Consider the following 14,329-nt stretch of genomic DNA (forward strand, 5'->3'; position numbering starts at 1 on the left):
ATGGCGGGGTGGTTCTTGAAGTAGGCGCCGGCCAGCTCGCCGTAGTAGGGCCAGTCGTATTCGGTGTCGGCGGCGGCGTGCACGCCCACGTAGCCGCCGCCTTGGTCGATGTAGCTCTGGAAGGCGGCCTGCTGGGTGTCGTCCAGCACGTCGCCGGTGGTGTTGAGGAAGACGACGGCCTCATAGCCGGCCAGGTTGGCGCTGGTGAAGGCGGTGGCGTCCTCGGTGGCGGTGACGGTGAAGCCGCCGGCCGCGCCGAGGTCGCGGATGGCCTGCAGGCCCGCCGGGATCGAGTCGTGCCGGAACCCGGCGGTCTTGGAGAACACCAGCACCTGATAGGCCGGATCCACGGGAACAGCGGTCAAACCGGCCGCCACGAGCGCCAGGGTCAGGAGTCTGTGCAGCATCGCCGCCTACCTCATGGTTGACAGGAAACCGTGACCGGAGGTTGTGGGTACGGGACTCGCTCTCGACCGTCGCCGCTCCGGCGGACTACGTCAAGACATGCGGGCCCCTTGCCCTGAAGGGAGATCGCGGAGACACTGCGTTCGAATCCGTGATCGAGACGGGACGGGAGGCGCCATGAGATGGCGTGCCGCGATCGCCGCGCTACTGATGACGCTCGTCCTGGGGGCGGCCGAGGCCCCCGGTGACCCCTCCTACGAGATCTGGCTGGTCGACCAGTCCGACACCGCCGGCCTCACCCACGGCGGCACCGTGTACGTCTACGGCGGCGGCGACGTCACCAGTCGGCTGTCCGCCGCCCGCCCGGCCGCCGTGATCGACCTGGCGGGCGCCACGTCGTCCCTGTGCCTGGCGAGCACCGGGCGCAACCCGGTCCGGCCGCACATGATCGTGTTCAACAAGGCCGACACCCACGCGGCGCTCGCCTTCGTCGCCAGCGGCCATGTGGTGATCTTCGACGCCGCCGCCCGCCGCCCGCTGGCCTGCCTGTCCACCGAGGTGGGCGCGGGCGGGGCCCGGCAGGCGCACGCCCTGTGGCCCACCGAGGACGACCGGTACCTCGTCATCGCCAACCAGAACGGCAAGAAGCTGGAGCGCATCCGCACCGACTACGCGACCGGCGCGTTCACCCAGGAGCCCGCGGCCACGCTCGACCTGGCGGGCTGCACCACCCCGAGCGGCGCGCCCTGCCAGGCACCGGGCATTCGCCCCGACAACGCGCCGATCTGCCTCTTCATCGCCTCCGACAACGGCCCCGTCTTCGTGAGCCTGCGCGGCGGCGGCATGTTCGTCGTGGACTGGCGGGCCACGCCGATGGCCGTCGTGGGGGAGTACGACCAGGACCACGTGCCCGCGAACGGCTGCGGCTTCGTCGAGGCGAAGGGCACCGTGTTCGGCGACGGGGGCGGCGGCACCGCGGCCAATCTCGACCAGTTCAGCGTCTTCCGGCTGCCGCGGAGCGGCTACTCCGCCTCGAACCCGCCGAACACGCCCTCCGTGCAGCGGCTCTACGACGACGACACACCCGAGCGCGACGCCCACGGGACCGCTGTCAGCGCCCGCGAACGCCACGTCTGGGTGGGCGACCGCGACGCCAACGTGGTCGAGGTCTTCGACGGCCGCACCGGCGCCCGCGTCAACACGGTGCCGCTGACGTCGCCGTACAGCGCCGACCCGACGGTGGACCTGTTCGCCTCGTCTCCCGACCGGGCCTGGGTGTTCGCCTCGACGCGCGGCCCGACCCCGCTCTCCGGCGACCCGCACTCCTCGCACGGCACCGATCCCGGCCTGCTGATCGTCCGCATGACGGACGAGGGGCGCGGCGGGCAGGTCCGCGGGCTGATCCCGATCAGCAACGTGGACGCGGCCGGCGCCGAGCGCGCCGACGCGCACGGCATCCGGGTACGGAACCTGCGCTGACCCGCCGTCAGACGAGTTCGGTCTTGTAGAAGATGCTGGCCAGGCGCGCCTTCTCCACGCCCGAGGCCAGCCCGAGGCACAGGCGCGGGGCGCCGGAGACGATCTGGATCGCCATGCCCTCCGGCTCCCGGTAGTCCAGCGACTTGCCGGCCACGCTCCGCGCGCGCTGGACCTGCTCTCCCGTGCGCAGGTCCAGGCAGGTGACGTAGGTGTTGCCCGGTGGCGGGTTCGTCTCGCCGTACGCGTTGCCGGTCAGCATGTAGACGAAGTTCCCGTAGGCCGCGTACCCCTGGAAGGTGCCCAGGCCCGACGGCTGGGCCACGTCGTGCAGCTTCGTCGGGGTGCCCGCCTTGACCGCCGCCAGCGAGTACACCGCGTAGCGGAACGTGCTTTCGCCCCGGTAACGCATGATCAGCCGGTTGGTCGACGGGTCGATCGCGCACGTGGTGTTGTTGGCGCCGGAGACCAGCGTGTACTTCGTGAGCGCCGACGACGTGGTCGTGAGCGTCTGGCCGTTGACGAACCGGAACCGGGCCAGCCTGCTGCCCCGAGAGGTCTCGCCGTCGCTCACCCCGTCGGTCTCCGTCCACAGGTACGCCGACGTTCCCGCCGGCTCGACCCCGATCTGGACGCCGTGGCCGAAGCCCAGGAGGTACATGTGGCCGAGGACCGCGCCGCTCAGGCTGAGCCTGGTCAGGCACAGGTCACCCGCCGCGTCGGAGCCGGCGCCGTTCTTGACCTGGACCGTGTAGATGTGGCCGTTGACGTTGTCGAAGGCGAACGACTGCAGGACGGTTTCGTCGTACAGGGCCTTCTTCCAGATCAGCGAGGTCGAGGGGGCGGTCAGCTCGAACCGGCCCTCCGCCGCGGCGGCCGAGGCGGGCTCGGCGGCCGCGAGCGCGGCGGTCGCGGCGGCTCCCGCGCCGAGCCTGAGCAGGCCCCTGCGGGTCACGGGTGCATGAGAGGTCATTTCCACGTCCGTTCGGCCGGCCGGCATCTGATGATCAATCACCCTAGCGGCCGGTTCGTGACCCTGCTCACGGGGACAGACCGAACCGGGTCAGCACCTTCCGGCCGTCCGTCACGACGACCTCGAGGCCGTCCTCACCCGCGGTGAGGGCGAGCTCGTCGTCCCCGTCGCCGTCGTAGTCCCCCGACGTCAGCGGCACGGCCAGGCCCACCCCGCCGACGGCGCCGCCGGCGCGCAGGCCGCCCGCGCCGCCCCAGAACAGCCGGACCGGGCGGGCCGGGGCACTGGCGGAGCCGCCGAAGGCGAGGTCGTCGCGGCCGTCGCCGTCGAAGTCGCCGGCGACCGCCCGGCCCGCGGTGCCCTTGAACGCCTCCGTGCGGCCGTCCCCGTAGTAGAGGGTCAGCGTCCTGTCGACCGAGGGCTCCTCCGTCTCGTAGCCGGGCTCGTTGTTGCGGCTGCCGTCGTCGCCGACGGCCACGTCCCGCGTGCCGTCGCCGTCGAAGTCGCCGAACGCGGCGGACATGCCCGGGTTCAGCCGGCGGCCCGTCTTCGCCAGGCCGCCGGGCCCGGCGCTGAGCAGCCAGCCGGCGGTCTGCTCGCCGTCGTCGCCCTCGTACACGATCAGCCCTGTCGCGCGCCGCCCGTCGATCCGGTCCACGCTCATCCGCCAGAACTCCCCGCCGGTCGGCGACGGCTGGACGCTCCGGCGGCTCGGGCTCCCGTCGCGGCCGAACGGGCCGTACAGGACCGCCAGGTTCGTGTCGGTCCGGCCGCTGCCGGGCGGGCTGGACATCGCCACGTCGGCGGCGCCGTCGCCGTCGAAGTCACCGGCGACGGCCCGGTAGGTCGCCACGTCGCTCTCGGCGGGCAGCGGCACCGGGGTCGGCGGCCTCCCGGCCCCGAGGCCGCGCGGATCGCCCCACATGACGTACGGGCGCATCCGCTCGTCGCGGTCGCCCGGCCGGCCGTATCCCAGCACGTCACCGAAGCCGTCGCCGTCGAGGTCGGCCCTGATGCCGGAGTCGATCTGCCAGGAGAGGAACGTGTCCGGCGGGATCACCGTGCGTTCGCCCCGGCCCAGGCCCCGGGACGAGCCGTGGACGGCCACGAGGTGGCGCCGGTCCCCGCGCCGGTCGCCGACCTCGACGACCAGATCCGCGCGGCCGTCGCCGTCGATGTCGTCGGCTCGCCCGCCCTCGGCATGGCGCGGTGCCGGGCTCGTGAGGGCGGGGGAGACCGTCGTGGACGGGGACCCGGACGCGGGCGCGGATCGGGGCGCGTCGCCGCATCCGGCGAGCGGCAGGAGCGCCACCGCCAGCCAGGCCGTCACCCTTCGCAGCACAGCCCTTGAGCTTAGTGCGCCGTCGCGACGGTCTCCGTTCTTGCCGATGGCTGACCATTTGGTTAGTATGCTGATCATGCGGTCAGCAAACAACGACGACCTCACGGCGCGGGCCCGGATCAGGAACGCGGCCCTGGAGCTGTTCGGCGCCGAGGGCGTCAACCGGGTCAGCCTGCGGGCGGTCGCCGCCCGGGCCGGCGTGTCCCATGCTCTCGTGCTGCACCATTTCGGCACCAAGGAGGGGCTGCGCGAGGAGTGCGACGCCTACGTGATCTCGCTGGTGCGCGGCGGCCCGGGGGTGGAGGCGCTGGACGACGCGGCGGGGCTGGGGGCGCTGCTGGACGCGGGCACCTCCGTGCGGCGTTACCTGGCGCGCGCGTTCCTCGACGGCACGCCGGCGGCCGCCGCCCTGTTCGACGAGATCGTCGAGGTGACCGGGCGGTGGCTGGAGGAGGGCGTGCGCGAGGGGTGGGCGCACCCCAGCGAGGACCCGCGGGCCCGGGCGGCGATCTACGTGACGTGGCTGCTGGCCCCGCTGGCCTTCGGCGAGCACCTGTCCCGGGTGCTGGGCGTGGCCGACCTGCACGGCACGGACGCGACGTTGCAGTACTCCAGGGCCGCCATAGAGGTCTTCACGCGTGGCCTGTTCGCCGACGACCGGGCCCTCGCCGCCTGGGACGCGGTCAGGAAAGAGCGGGGCGCACCGTGAAGGCGCCGATCCTCCCCACATTGGAGCGACCATGACCAGCATCACCGGCCTGCTGACCGCCACCGACCGGGACGCGTTCCTGACCGGCCTGGCCGAGGACGGCCCGGTCCGTCCGGGCACGTACGTGGACGGCACCCCCATCTGGCTGGTGACCGGCTATCCGGAGAGCGTCACGGTGCTGACCGACCCCCGGTTCAGCAGCGACGTCACCAAACAGGCCAAGATCGACCTGGCCGCGGCCGCCGGGCTGCCGGAGGACGTGGCGCCATACCTGATGCACACCCTGGGCGTGTACGACCCGCCGGACCACACCCGGCTGCGCCGGCTCGTGTCACGCGAGTTCACCGCCCGCAGGATCGAACACCTGCGCCCCCGGATCCAGGAGATCGCCGGTGAACTGCTGTCCGGCCTGCCGGCGGAGTTCGACCTCATCGAGCGGTTCGCGTACCCGCTGCCGATCCAGGTCATCTGCGAGCTGCTCGGCGTCCCGGCGGCGGACCGCGACACCTGGCGGGCCTGGGCCGCCGACCTCGGCGCTCCCGACCTCGACCGGATCGCGTCCGGGGCCAGGGGGCTGGTCGGCTACATGCGCGGGCTGATCGCCGCCAAGAGGGCCGCCCCGGCCGGCGACCTGCTGTCCGGGCTGGTACGCGTGCAGGAGGACGACGGCGACCGGCTCAGCGACGAGGAGTTGATCTCCATGTCCATCAGCATCCTGGTCGCCGGCCACGAGACCACGGTCGGGCTCATCAGCCAGAGCGCCTGGCTGCTGCTCACCCGCTCCCTCGAACTCGGGGCCGTCCCCGAGGCGGTGGAGGAGTTCCTGCGCTACGGCGGGCCCGCCGAGATCGCCGTCATGCGCTACACCCTGGAGCCCGTGGAGATCGGCGGCGTGACCATCCCGGAGGGGGAGGCGGTGCAGGTGGTGTACGCGGCGGCCAACCGGGACCCGCGCCGCTTCGACCGGCCCGACCGGCTCGACCTCCGCCGCCAGGACAACGGCCATCTCGGGTTCGGGCACGGCATCCACTACTGCCTGGGGGCGGCGCTGGCCCGCGCCGAGACGCAGATCGCGCTCACCGCCCTCCTCGACCGGTTCCCGGCCCTGGAGCTGGCCGTGCCCGCCGGCGAGATCGGCTGGCAGCCGGGTTTCAAGCGAGCTCTCACCAGCCTCCCCGTCCGCACCTGACCGGCCCGACCGGCGCGCTCACACGAGGAGGAGCATCAGGCTGACGTGATGGGTGAGGGTGGGGGAGATGGCGCCGCCGGTGGCCATCCACGCGCCCCCGAGCAGGACCGGCCCGGTGAAACGGGAGTCCGGGGGCGTCTGCTCCAGCAGTGCCTGGACCCGCCGGGTGACGTGCGATCCGGCCAGGGCGAGCCCCCGGCGGGTGCGGTGCGGGCCGGCCAGGGTGGGCCCCCGGGAGTCGTTCGCCTGCGCCAGCGCCACCCGGGCGATCGTGCGGGCGGTCAGCACCCGATCGCCCACCGCGCGGGCGGCGTCCTCGTCGGCCCAGCGCTCCAGGGCGTAGCGCAGCGCCCGGTACGGATACGCGAGGCCGGGGAAGACGCGGGTGCAGGCCGAGCCGGCCATCAGGTAGAGATGGTGCCGGCGCCGGATGTGGGCGGCCTCGTGCCGGAGGACGACCTCGAGCTCGCGCCGGGACAGCAGCTCGACCAGCCCCCGGGAGAGCACCACCCCGCCGTCGCGGCCCGGCACGGCCAGGGCGAAGGGCCGCTCGCCGGGGACGACGCCCGTGCCGAGAGCCCTGGCGTCGCGGAACTCGGCGCGCCACTTCAGCACCGTACGCCCCACCGCCACGGCGATGAGCACCAGGAGGGCGGCGGCGGACACCCCCACGGGAAGGGGGACCCGGCCGTGATCGGCCAGGGCGCGACCGGCCAGGGTGGCCTGGGCCGGCGACTGCGTGCTGATCGCCAGCACGACGAGGAAGGCCAGCGACCCCAGCACGGCCAGCGCGGAGGCGCCGGTGAGCAGGAGCAGGATCCGGGCCGTCCAGGCGGGGTGCATGCGCGGCTGCCGCCAGGCCACGACGAGGGTGCCGAGGGCCAGCAGCACCGTGGGCGCGTACGTCGTCAGGTTCACGGCCGGCTCCCCGGCTCGTCGAGCAGCGCGCGCAGGGCTTCCTCCTCCATGGGGCTCAGGCCGTGGACGAACTGGCTGAGCACCGCCGACGGGTTGTGCGCCAGGCGCAGGTGGCCGAACATGCGCTCCGCCGCCAGCCCCGATTCGTCGGCGGTCAGCCGGTAGCCGTAGGCCCGCCCCCGCTTCTCGCGGTCCACCATGTTCTTGTCCAGCAGCCGGAACAGGATCGTGTTCACCGTGGTGTAGGCCGGATCGCCCTCCAGCCGGTCACAGATGTCGGCCGGTGAGAGGAACCCTTCGGCGCCGGCCAGCACGGCGAGCACCTCGGCCTCCAGCTGTCCCAGCTTCCGACGCGACATCGACTGCACCCCGATCATCCTGTACTGAGCGTTCGAGCGCGTACCCACGCCACTTCTGCCAAGCGGTTCGGATCGCACCCGCCAAATTTACGACATCTGTAATAGAACGGAGAGGGGACGCGATCGGCGGGCGCGCATAACTATTACACGTGTAGTAGCTTGTGGTTCATGCCCCCGTTCCGGCCGCGTCAGGCGCGTCAGTCCTGCCCCCGCGCCCGCCGTCGGCCCGGATGCGATCCCAAGGAGCGACATGGCCAAGGCGGGCGACGCCCTCCATCGCGCATTCTTCGGCCTGCTGTCCCGTCTTCCCACCGCGAGCGCGCAGGCCTCGGTGCGCCGCTACTTCGACTGGTGGCACCGCAAACAGGACCCGTGGCACTACACCAGCGACACCTATGAGAAAGACCGGCACGCCGCGCTGCTCTCGTGCCTGCCCCGGCGCGACTACGGCCGCATCCTCGACGTCGGCTGCAGCGAGGGCTTCTTCACCGATCTCGTGGCCCTGTCCCATCCGGGCGCGGAGACGGTCGGCGTGGACGTCTCCTCCCAGGCCGTGCGCAGCGCGACCGTCCGGGCCTCCTCGCCGGCCCGCTTCGAATGCCTGGACATCCGCCACCAGGCGCCCACCGGGCAGTTCGACCTGGTGATCTGCACCGAGATGCTCTACTACGTGGGCAACGGCCGCATCCTGCGCCAGGTGTCGCACCGGCTGAGCGGCCTGCTGAGCCCCGGCGGCGTGCTGGTGGCCTCCCATCCGTGGCCCGAGTCCAGGCGGCTGCACCGCCACTTCTCCCTGGCCGCGCCGCTGCGGCCGATCGGGGAGCGCGTCATGCCGCACGCCGACCGCTCGTACGCGATCTCCCTGTACGAACGCACCGGGCGGGCCTCCCGCCCACGCGACGCGGTGGGCGACCGATGAGGATCACCGTCGTCGCCGCCTCCGACCTCGGGGCCGGCGAGCTGGACGCCTGGCGGGCCCTGCTGGGAGCGGGGCCCGGGCTGGTCAACCCGTTCCTGTGCCCGGAGTTCACGGTCGCGGTCGCGCGGCAGCGGCCGTACGTACGGATCGCCGTGATCGAGGACGGCGGCCGGATCGTGGGCTTCTTCCCGTTCGAGCGCCACCGGTTCGGCACCGGCAAGCCCGTCGGCGCGGGCCTGACCGACGCGCAGGGCGCAATCCTGGCCCCCGGCGTCGAGCTCGAACCGGCCCGCCTGCTCAGCGCGTGCGGCCTGAGCGTGTGGGAGTTCGACCACCTGCGGCCCGACCAGTTCCCCGCCCACCACGCCAGCCGCCACCCCTCGCCGATCATCGACCTGCGCGGCGGATACGACGCCTACCTGGCCCACCTCACCCGGACCTCCGGCAAGACCTACCGGTCCACCGCCTACAAGGAGCGAAAGCTGGGGCGCGACGCCGGCGAGGTGCGGCACGACTTCGGCGTCGCCGACCCGGCCGTCCTGGGCACGCTGCTCGACTGGAAGAGCCGGCAATACCAGCGCACCGGCCGCACCGACCGCTTCGCGCAACCGTGGATCACCCGCCTGGTCCACGACCTGCTCCGCGTCGACACCCCGGGCTTCGCGGGTGTGCTCGACATGCTCTACGCCGGCGACCGGCCCGTCGCCGGCCATTTCGGCCTGCGCAGCGACACCGTGCTGGCCGGCTGGTTCCCCGCCTACGACCTCGCCTTCGCCCGCTACTCGCCCGGTCTCATCCAGCATCTCGCCATGGCGAGGGAGGCGGCGCGCGCCGGGATTCTCGTCGTGGACATGGGCCGGGGCGACAAGGAGTACAAGGACAAGCTCAAGAACGGCGAGTTCGAGGTCGCCGAGGGGCGGCTCGCCCGGCCGACCGTGTCGGCGGGCCTGCACTGGGTGCGCCGGACCCCGATCCGGGGCCTGCGCAACACCGTGCTGAGCAGCCCGCGCCTGCTCCGGCCCGCGGACCGGGTGCTCAAGGCCTACGGCCGGCTGCGCACGGGCCTGCGCGGCAGCTGACCCGAGCCTGCCCTCCGGCAGCTGACCCGAGCCTCCCCTCCGGCGGAAGGCCGAGCCTCCCCTCCGGCGGAAGGCCGGGGTGGGAGCCGGTGCCGGTCAGATCACGCACGTGTCCCCGGGCTGGTCGTGCGGCGCGGTGGCGCTCTCGACCATGCGCCGGTAGTCGGGGCACTGGGTGAAGTCCTCCGCGCCGCACTCCATGAGGTGCTCGATCAGCCGCTTCGACGCCGCGATCTCCTGAAGCTTGCGTTCCAGCTCGGCGTGCTGCGCCTGGAGGAGCGCCCGGCGCTCGGCCCGGCCGGTGGCGTCGAGCACCTCCCGGATCTGGTCCAGGCTCATCCCGCCCGCCTTGGCCCGGATGATCGTCAGAACGCGCACGACGTGGTCACGGGTGTAGCGGCGGCGCCCGTTCACGCGGGCGGCCGGCGTCAGCAGGCCCATCGCCTCCCAGTGGCGCAGGACGTGCGGGGCGAGATCGAAGCGCTCGGCGAGCTCCCCGATCCGCATCGATTCGCTTGACCTCATGTTGACATTAACTTGCAGACTTGCTTCCACGTCAACCGAACGGAGGCCTGACATGCACGCAGGCATGTACGACGTCGCGATAGTCGGCGGCGGCCCGGCCGGCATGGCCGCCGCGCTCACCCTGGGCCGCGCCCACCGCCCGGTCCTCCTGACCGACGCCGGGCCCGGCCGCAACGCGCCGGCCGAGGCGGTGCACAACTTCCTGACCCGCGACGGCACACCCCCCGGCGAACTGCGCGAGCTCGGCCGCAAGGAACTGGCCGCCTACCCGTCGGTCGTGATCCGGGAGGAAGCGGTCGCCGGCGTCCGCGTCGTGGGCGGCGGCGTGTTCCGGCTGGAGCAGGCGGGCGGGGGGACGGTGGACGCGCGGCGGCTCCTGCTGGCCACCGGGCTGGCCGACGAGCTCCCCGGCCCGCGCGGCGTCGAGGCGCTGTGGGGCCGCTCCGCCTTCCACTGCCCGTACTGTCACGGCTACGAGTGTAGCGGCGAGCCGGTCGCGGTGATCGGCGCGGACCCGGCCCGCGTACGGCTGGCGCTGCAACTCAGCCGCTTCGCCGGCGACGTCGCCCTGTGCACCGAAGGCGCGCCGCTCGACGCCACCGCGAGGGCCAGGCTGGAGGCCGCGGGGGTCACCGTGCGCTGCGAGGCCGTCGCCCGCCTGGAGGCGACGGGCGACCGGCTCGACCAGATCGTGTTCGAGAGCGGCCCGCCGCTGGCCAGGGCGGCGGTGTTCGTCGTCAACGTGCCCCGCCAGCGGTCCGGGCTGGCCGCCCTCCTCGGCTGCGCGTCCTTCCCCGACGGGTGCGTGGAGGTGGACGAGTTCGGCCGGACCAGCGTGCCCGGCGTGTACGCGGCGGGCGACATGGCGCGGCGGGCCACCGTACCGGTGCCGCTGGCCGCCGTGGTCAGTGCCGCCGCGAGCGGCACCGTCGCCGGCGCGGTCCTCGACCAGGACCTGCTCAGCGCCGACTTCGACCTGCCCGACCCGTTCGCGCGGAAGAGGGGGTGAGCCTCATGCCCGCCGAACTCACCCGGACGGCGCCACCGAAGGCGGGCAACGTGGTGCTCAGCGGAGGCAGGACCCTCGGATGGTGCTCAGCGGAGCGAGGGCGCTCGGACGGTGCTCAGCGGAGCGAGATGAACAGCGCCTCGCCCACCTTGCGGTAGCCGACGCGGGCATAGACCTGGGCGGCGGCGTCGTCGGCGGGCGTGAGGTAGAGCGTCGCGACCTCGGGGCCCGCCGCCGCACGCGTCAGCGCCGCCGTGACCGCCCGCCCGATCCCCCGGCGCCGGTACGGCTTGCGCACCGCGATGCCGGCGACCTCGGCGACGCCCTGATGCGGGCTCCCGACCTGACCGCCGCCGACGACCTCACCGGTCTCCGCGTCCACGGCGGCGGCCACGAGCCCACCGCCGTCCAGGACCCCCCGGAGGCGCGCGACGTCGTGGTCGTTCGCCTCCGGGGCCTCGAACGCCTCGTTCATCACCACGGCGACCTGCCGGAGCCGCGGCTCGTCACGTACGAGCTCGACCCGTACCGCCCCCGGCCCGTCCGCATCCGCCACCTCGTCCGGCGAGCACACCAGCAGCGGGTAGCGGGCCTCGGGCGTGAACCCGGCCGCGAGCAGCGCGTCCTCCACCTTGGGCGCGGCGGCTGGCACGTATTCCAGCCGCGGCGTCCGGCCCCGCTCGCGGAACAGCGCGACCAGCCCGGCGACCTCGTCAGAGGTGGGCGCGCTGTCGTCGTCGGGGATGGCGTAGTTGAACGGGAGCGCGTCGTCATGCTCGTCGATGCGGGCCAGGAACGGCCCGGTCCGCCGGGCCTGCGGCCCTGCCATTGACCTGAGATAGGCATGTACGTCGGCTGCCAGCACGCGAGATCCTCCCCGAGACGTCGATCAGCACAAGTTAGGTCCCCGGCGGATCCGGCGACAACTGGTTTGCCGCGGCCGGCGTTTCGTGGCGCCGGCCTACCGCCCCTGGTCCGAGGCGATGTGGCCGCGCAACATCGCCTCCATGACCCGCATGAAGCGCTGCGCCCGGTCACGCCCGATGACGAACGGGTTCCCGCCGGACCCCCCGCGCAACTCCTCCATCCGGGCCAGGCCGTGGTCGCTCTGCCCGTGGTTGTTGAGCTCGACGTCCACGCCCGCCCGCCTCATCCGGGCGGCGAACGAGAGCACGGAGGAGAGATAGGTCCGCTTGTCCGCGGTAGCCGTGGGCGGGTTCGTGCCGCCCCACAACATCGCGGTGTGCCGCCGGCCCTTCCAGCGCACGGGGAAGATCGGCGAGACGGTGCCCGGGGTGTGACCGGGCGTGTGGTGGAGGGTGACCGTCGTGTCGCCGAGCGTCAGCCGCCCGCCGTCGGCGATCTCCAGGTCCCGGTCGGGGGCGTGGGCCGGGGAGCCGGCGGCGACGAGGTCCCAGTCGGCCCGGGCCATCATGACGCGGGCGCCGTACCGGTCGGCGAGGTATTGTGCGCCGCCGAAGTGGTCGCTGTGACCGTGGGCGGCGACCACGTACTTGATCGTCGAAGGGTCCACTCCCACGGAACGCAGCCCCGGGACGATGACCTTCCTGGCCTCGTCCGGCGAGCTCAGCGCGTCGATGAGGATCACGCCGGCGGACGTGAGGACCGCCGTGGCCGAGACGAAGCCGGTGCTCAGCACCGCCACGTTGTCGAAGATCCGCAGCGGCTTCGGAGCCTGCACGGACGGCGCCTGGCTGCCCGGGGTGAGGGCCCTGACGAGGGCCCGCGACACCGGATCGTCGCCGGCCAGCCGGGCCGCGCGGGCGTAGTGGTCGCGTGCCGCCTCGGGCTCGGCGGCCGACGCCTCCGCCGCGCGCCCGGCCAGCGGCAGGAGCGTCGCGGCCGCCAGCAGCGCACGGCGGGACGGGACGGACAACTCGAAGGACATGCGGGCGATACCTGCTTTCACTGCGCGGCGGTGGACGTCGATCCCGCCCAGCAGAGCAGAGCCGATCATGTGGTGTCCAATATTGGTATCGCTCACGAGCCGATACGGGAATCCATATCGATCCAGGTCAGGACGGGCGTGTTCCGGCCGGCCGGTCGGCCGTCCCCGCCGGGCACGTCCCGCCTCGGTCCGGCAGGTGTCGCTACGGCAGGCGGTATCACGTCATGGTCACAGTCACTTCCATAGATCGCCTTGGTAGGATGATCACGCAACTCTCCCCATGCAGAGAGAGATGATCATGAGCGACAGTCCCGGACCTGTGGATCACAAGCAGGAAGCGCTCAACGCACTCGCCGCCGCTCGCAGTACGTACACCGACCGAAGCGACACCCCCAATGCGATGGTGGAGCTCATCGCCGACCAGATCCCCGCGCTCGTCCACGCCCTGCTGTACGTCGGAGATCAACTCGCCGCCAAGGGAGAGCCCCGATGACCGCGGTGGCGGCGCCTGGGGCTCGTGCCCGCAGGGCGTAGCACGCGGCCGGCTCCGCACGCGGTGCCGTTCCTGGCCCGTCTGGCCGCCCGCCAGTCCACCCCCGGCCCCGAGAACCATCCTGGCCCTGCTCGCCTCCCTGGCCCTCGGCTACGAGGAAGGGCGTCTCCCGGCCGGGGTGGACAGCGCCCCCAGCGGGCTGCTGTCCGATGCGGACCCCCCGGTCAGGACGCAGGCCGCGTACCTCGTCGGGTGGTTCCCTGAGGAGGCGCCCGCCCGCGCCGCCGCCCTCATCGGCAGGCCGGCGGTGGACGCCGTCGCCGGCCTGGGGGAGGAGGCGTGGGTGCGAACGGGAGGCCCTCAGTCCCCGTCCGGCCGGGTGAGCAGGCGTGCGGCCAGCAGCGACGTCCAGATCAGGACGAGCGCGATCGCGACGGCGAAGGCGATGTTGGCCGCCCGGGAACCCTGCAACGCGAACACCGAGACCCAGCCCGCCAGGAAGAGCGCCCCCGTAACCGTGCTGAAGGTCGCCCAACTCCGGTTGCCGGCCGCGGCGAACCTCCGGGCGAACACGAAGCACGCGGCGATCAGCGCGAGGAAGGCGATTCCGGCGACGAGGAAGTGCATCATCCCGCTCACGCTCACGGTCGTCGGCGGCCCGGCGGGGGTCCCCGGCGGGAAACCGTCGGAGGGGTCGGCGGAGAAGAACGCCGCGGCGACCATCCCCGCGCCGAGGACGCCGATCAGCAGCGGCCCCCACGTACGCCCCGGCCCGGCCGTCCGGCGGAGCACCTGGCGCAGCCCGATCGCGCACGCCACGAACAGCAGGCCGGTGGCCATGAAGTTGGCGATCTGGATCCAGCCCTGCGCGCCGTTGCTCAGCATGCTGGCCGGGTGCCGGCTGATGTCGTACCCGTCCCTGGTGAGCATCTGCAGCAGGACCACGACGATGTAGAGCGGGCCGGCGACGATTCCGGAGATCAGCAGCGCCCTGGTGGGCTCGGCGACCGTGGTGGTGGCGAGG

The 14,329-nt window shown here is 73.0% G+C and carries 16 protein-coding genes; 7 read left to right on the plus strand and 9 right to left on the minus strand.

The window, feature by feature from the left end; all coding sequences use genetic code 11:
- On the minus strand, positions 1–407 hold a 407-nt coding region (locus ACTWPW_RS59515; protein ID WP_443174297.1), incomplete at its 3' end, for a ThuA domain-containing protein.
- Between the two features lie 175 nt (positions 408–582).
- On the opposite strand from ACTWPW_RS59515, the gene ACTWPW_RS59520 reads away from it, so the two are divergent.
- The gene (locus ACTWPW_RS59520) at positions 583–1,884 is read left to right on the plus strand and encodes a hypothetical protein (RefSeq protein WP_443174298.1); all 1,302 of its coding nucleotides are present in this window, start codon (positions 583–585) and stop codon (positions 1,882–1,884) included.
- Between the two features lie 7 nt (positions 1,885–1,891).
- Here the strand turns inward: ACTWPW_RS59520 and ACTWPW_RS59525 are convergent, their stop codons facing one another.
- Both ACTWPW_RS59525 and ACTWPW_RS59530 read right to left on the minus strand, forming a co-directional pair.
- Complete coding sequence (locus tag ACTWPW_RS59525; RefSeq protein ID WP_443174299.1) at positions 1,892–2,836, minus strand: phage baseplate protein; 945 nt, start codon at positions 2,834–2,836, stop codon at positions 1,892–1,894.
- An 85-nt stretch (positions 2,837–2,921) separates the two neighbouring features.
- Positions 2,922–4,196 (minus strand): FG-GAP repeat domain-containing protein, encoded by a 1,275-nt coding sequence (locus tag ACTWPW_RS59530; RefSeq protein ID WP_443174300.1) that lies wholly within the window; start codon positions 4,194–4,196, stop codon positions 2,922–2,924.
- Positions 4,197–4,272: 76 nt separating this feature from the next.
- Here ACTWPW_RS59530 and ACTWPW_RS59535 point away from each other — a divergent pair, with 76 nt between their 5' ends.
- Entirely contained in the window at positions 4,273–4,905 is a 633-nt protein-coding gene (locus ACTWPW_RS59535; protein WP_443174301.1) for a TetR/AcrR family transcriptional regulator, read from the plus strand.
- A gap of 31 nt (positions 4,906–4,936) precedes the next feature.
- Positions 4,937–6,094 carry a cytochrome P450 family protein gene (locus tag ACTWPW_RS59540; RefSeq protein WP_443174302.1) on the plus strand — a complete coding sequence of 386 codons (1,158 nt, stop codon included), beginning with the start codon at positions 4,937–4,939 and terminating at the stop codon, positions 6,092–6,094.
- An 18-nt stretch (positions 6,095–6,112) separates the two neighbouring features.
- Here the strand turns inward: ACTWPW_RS59540 and ACTWPW_RS59545 are convergent, their stop codons facing one another.
- On the minus strand, positions 6,113–7,012 hold the full coding sequence (locus tag ACTWPW_RS59545; RefSeq protein WP_443174303.1) for a M56 family metallopeptidase: 900 nt from the start codon (positions 7,010–7,012) through the stop codon (positions 6,113–6,115).
- Positions 7,009–7,371 (minus strand): BlaI/MecI/CopY family transcriptional regulator, encoded by a 363-nt coding sequence (locus ACTWPW_RS59550; RefSeq protein WP_375113853.1) that lies wholly within the window; start codon positions 7,369–7,371, stop codon positions 7,009–7,011. The genes ACTWPW_RS59545 and ACTWPW_RS59550 overlap by 4 nt, the downstream gene beginning before the upstream one ends.
- A 250-nt stretch (positions 7,372–7,621) precedes the next feature.
- Here ACTWPW_RS59550 and ACTWPW_RS59555 point away from each other — a divergent pair, with 250 nt between their 5' ends.
- Together ACTWPW_RS59555 and ACTWPW_RS59560 are read left to right on the plus strand one after the other, a co-directional pair.
- Positions 7,622–8,290 (plus strand): class I SAM-dependent methyltransferase, encoded by a 669-nt coding sequence (locus ACTWPW_RS59555; protein ID WP_375113852.1) that lies wholly within the window; start codon positions 7,622–7,624, stop codon positions 8,288–8,290.
- Positions 8,287–9,369, plus strand: coding sequence for a GNAT family N-acetyltransferase (locus ACTWPW_RS59560; RefSeq protein WP_375113851.1), 1,083 nt, complete (start codon positions 8,287–8,289; stop codon positions 9,367–9,369). The genes ACTWPW_RS59555 and ACTWPW_RS59560 overlap by 4 nt, the downstream gene beginning before the upstream one ends.
- Before the next feature lie 96 nt (positions 9,370–9,465).
- Here the strand turns inward: ACTWPW_RS59560 and ACTWPW_RS59565 are convergent, their stop codons facing one another.
- On the minus strand, positions 9,466–9,894 hold the full coding sequence (locus tag ACTWPW_RS59565) for a MerR family transcriptional regulator (RefSeq protein WP_375113850.1): 429 nt from the start codon (positions 9,892–9,894) through the stop codon (positions 9,466–9,468).
- Between the two features lie 52 nt (positions 9,895–9,946).
- Between ACTWPW_RS59565 and ACTWPW_RS59570 the strand changes: the two genes are divergently transcribed.
- Entirely contained in the window at positions 9,947–10,903 is a 957-nt protein-coding gene (locus ACTWPW_RS59570; protein WP_443174304.1) for an NAD(P)/FAD-dependent oxidoreductase, read from the plus strand.
- Between the two features lie 115 nt (positions 10,904–11,018).
- On the opposite strand, the gene ACTWPW_RS59575 is transcribed toward ACTWPW_RS59570, so the two are convergent.
- On the minus strand, positions 11,019–11,732 hold the full coding sequence (locus tag ACTWPW_RS59575; protein ID WP_375113848.1) for a GNAT family N-acetyltransferase: 714 nt from the start codon (positions 11,730–11,732) through the stop codon (positions 11,019–11,021).
- 132 nt (positions 11,733–11,864) lie between these two features.
- Positions 11,865–12,881, minus strand: a complete 1,017-nt coding sequence (locus ACTWPW_RS59580; protein ID WP_443174305.1) for an MBL fold metallo-hydrolase — start codon at positions 12,879–12,881, stop codon at positions 11,865–11,867.
- Between the two features lie 229 nt (positions 12,882–13,110).
- Here ACTWPW_RS59580 and ACTWPW_RS59585 point away from each other — a divergent pair, with 229 nt between their 5' ends.
- Positions 13,111–13,305 (plus strand): hypothetical protein, encoded by a 195-nt coding sequence (locus tag ACTWPW_RS59585; RefSeq protein ID WP_443174306.1) that lies wholly within the window; start codon positions 13,111–13,113, stop codon positions 13,303–13,305.
- Between the two features lie 360 nt (positions 13,306–13,665).
- Here ACTWPW_RS59585 and ACTWPW_RS59590 read toward each other — a convergent pair.
- Positions 13,666–14,329 (minus strand): DUF998 domain-containing protein (locus tag ACTWPW_RS59590; RefSeq protein ID WP_443174307.1); only part of this gene is annotated, 664 nt, incomplete at its 5' end.

It is taken from the genome of Nonomuraea sp. KM90, assembly GCF_052246675.1.
GTDB lineage: Bacteria > Actinomycetota > Actinomycetes > Streptosporangiales > Streptosporangiaceae > Nonomuraea.

What these genes read in the sequence shown, in the direction of transcription:
- ACTWPW_RS59520 (WP_443174298.1), top strand. Translation starts at nt 583, where the DNA reads ATGAGATGGCGTGCCGCGATCGCCGCGCTACTGATGACGCTCGTCCTG.
- ACTWPW_RS59535 (WP_443174301.1), top strand. Translation starts at nt 4,273, where the DNA reads ATGCGGTCAGCAAACAACGACGACCTCACGGCGCGGGCCCGGATCAGG.
- ACTWPW_RS59540 (WP_443174302.1), top strand. Translation starts at nt 4,937, where the DNA reads ATGACCAGCATCACCGGCCTGCTGACCGCCACCGACCGGGACGCGTTC.
- ACTWPW_RS59550 (WP_375113853.1), bottom strand. Translation starts at nt 7,371, where the DNA reads ATGTCGCGTCGGAAGCTGGGACAGCTGGAGGCCGAGGTGCTCGCCGTG.
- ACTWPW_RS59555 (WP_375113852.1), top strand. Translation starts at nt 7,622, where the DNA reads ATGGCCAAGGCGGGCGACGCCCTCCATCGCGCATTCTTCGGCCTGCTG.
- ACTWPW_RS59560 (WP_375113851.1), top strand. Translation starts at nt 8,287, where the DNA reads ATGAGGATCACCGTCGTCGCCGCCTCCGACCTCGGGGCCGGCGAGCTG.
- ACTWPW_RS59565 (WP_375113850.1), bottom strand. Translation starts at nt 9,894, where the DNA reads ATGAGGTCAAGCGAATCGATGCGGATCGGGGAGCTCGCCGAGCGCTTC.
- ACTWPW_RS59570 (WP_443174304.1), top strand. Translation starts at nt 9,947, where the DNA reads ATGCACGCAGGCATGTACGACGTCGCGATAGTCGGCGGCGGCCCGGCC.
- ACTWPW_RS59575 (WP_375113848.1), bottom strand. Translation starts at nt 11,732, where the DNA reads ATGGCAGGGCCGCAGGCCCGGCGGACCGGGCCGTTCCTGGCCCGCATC.
- ACTWPW_RS59580 (WP_443174305.1), bottom strand. Translation starts at nt 12,881, where the DNA reads ATGATCGGCTCTGCTCTGCTGGGCGGGATCGACGTCCACCGCCGCGCA.
- ACTWPW_RS59585 (WP_443174306.1), top strand. Translation starts at nt 13,111, where the DNA reads ATGAGCGACAGTCCCGGACCTGTGGATCACAAGCAGGAAGCGCTCAAC.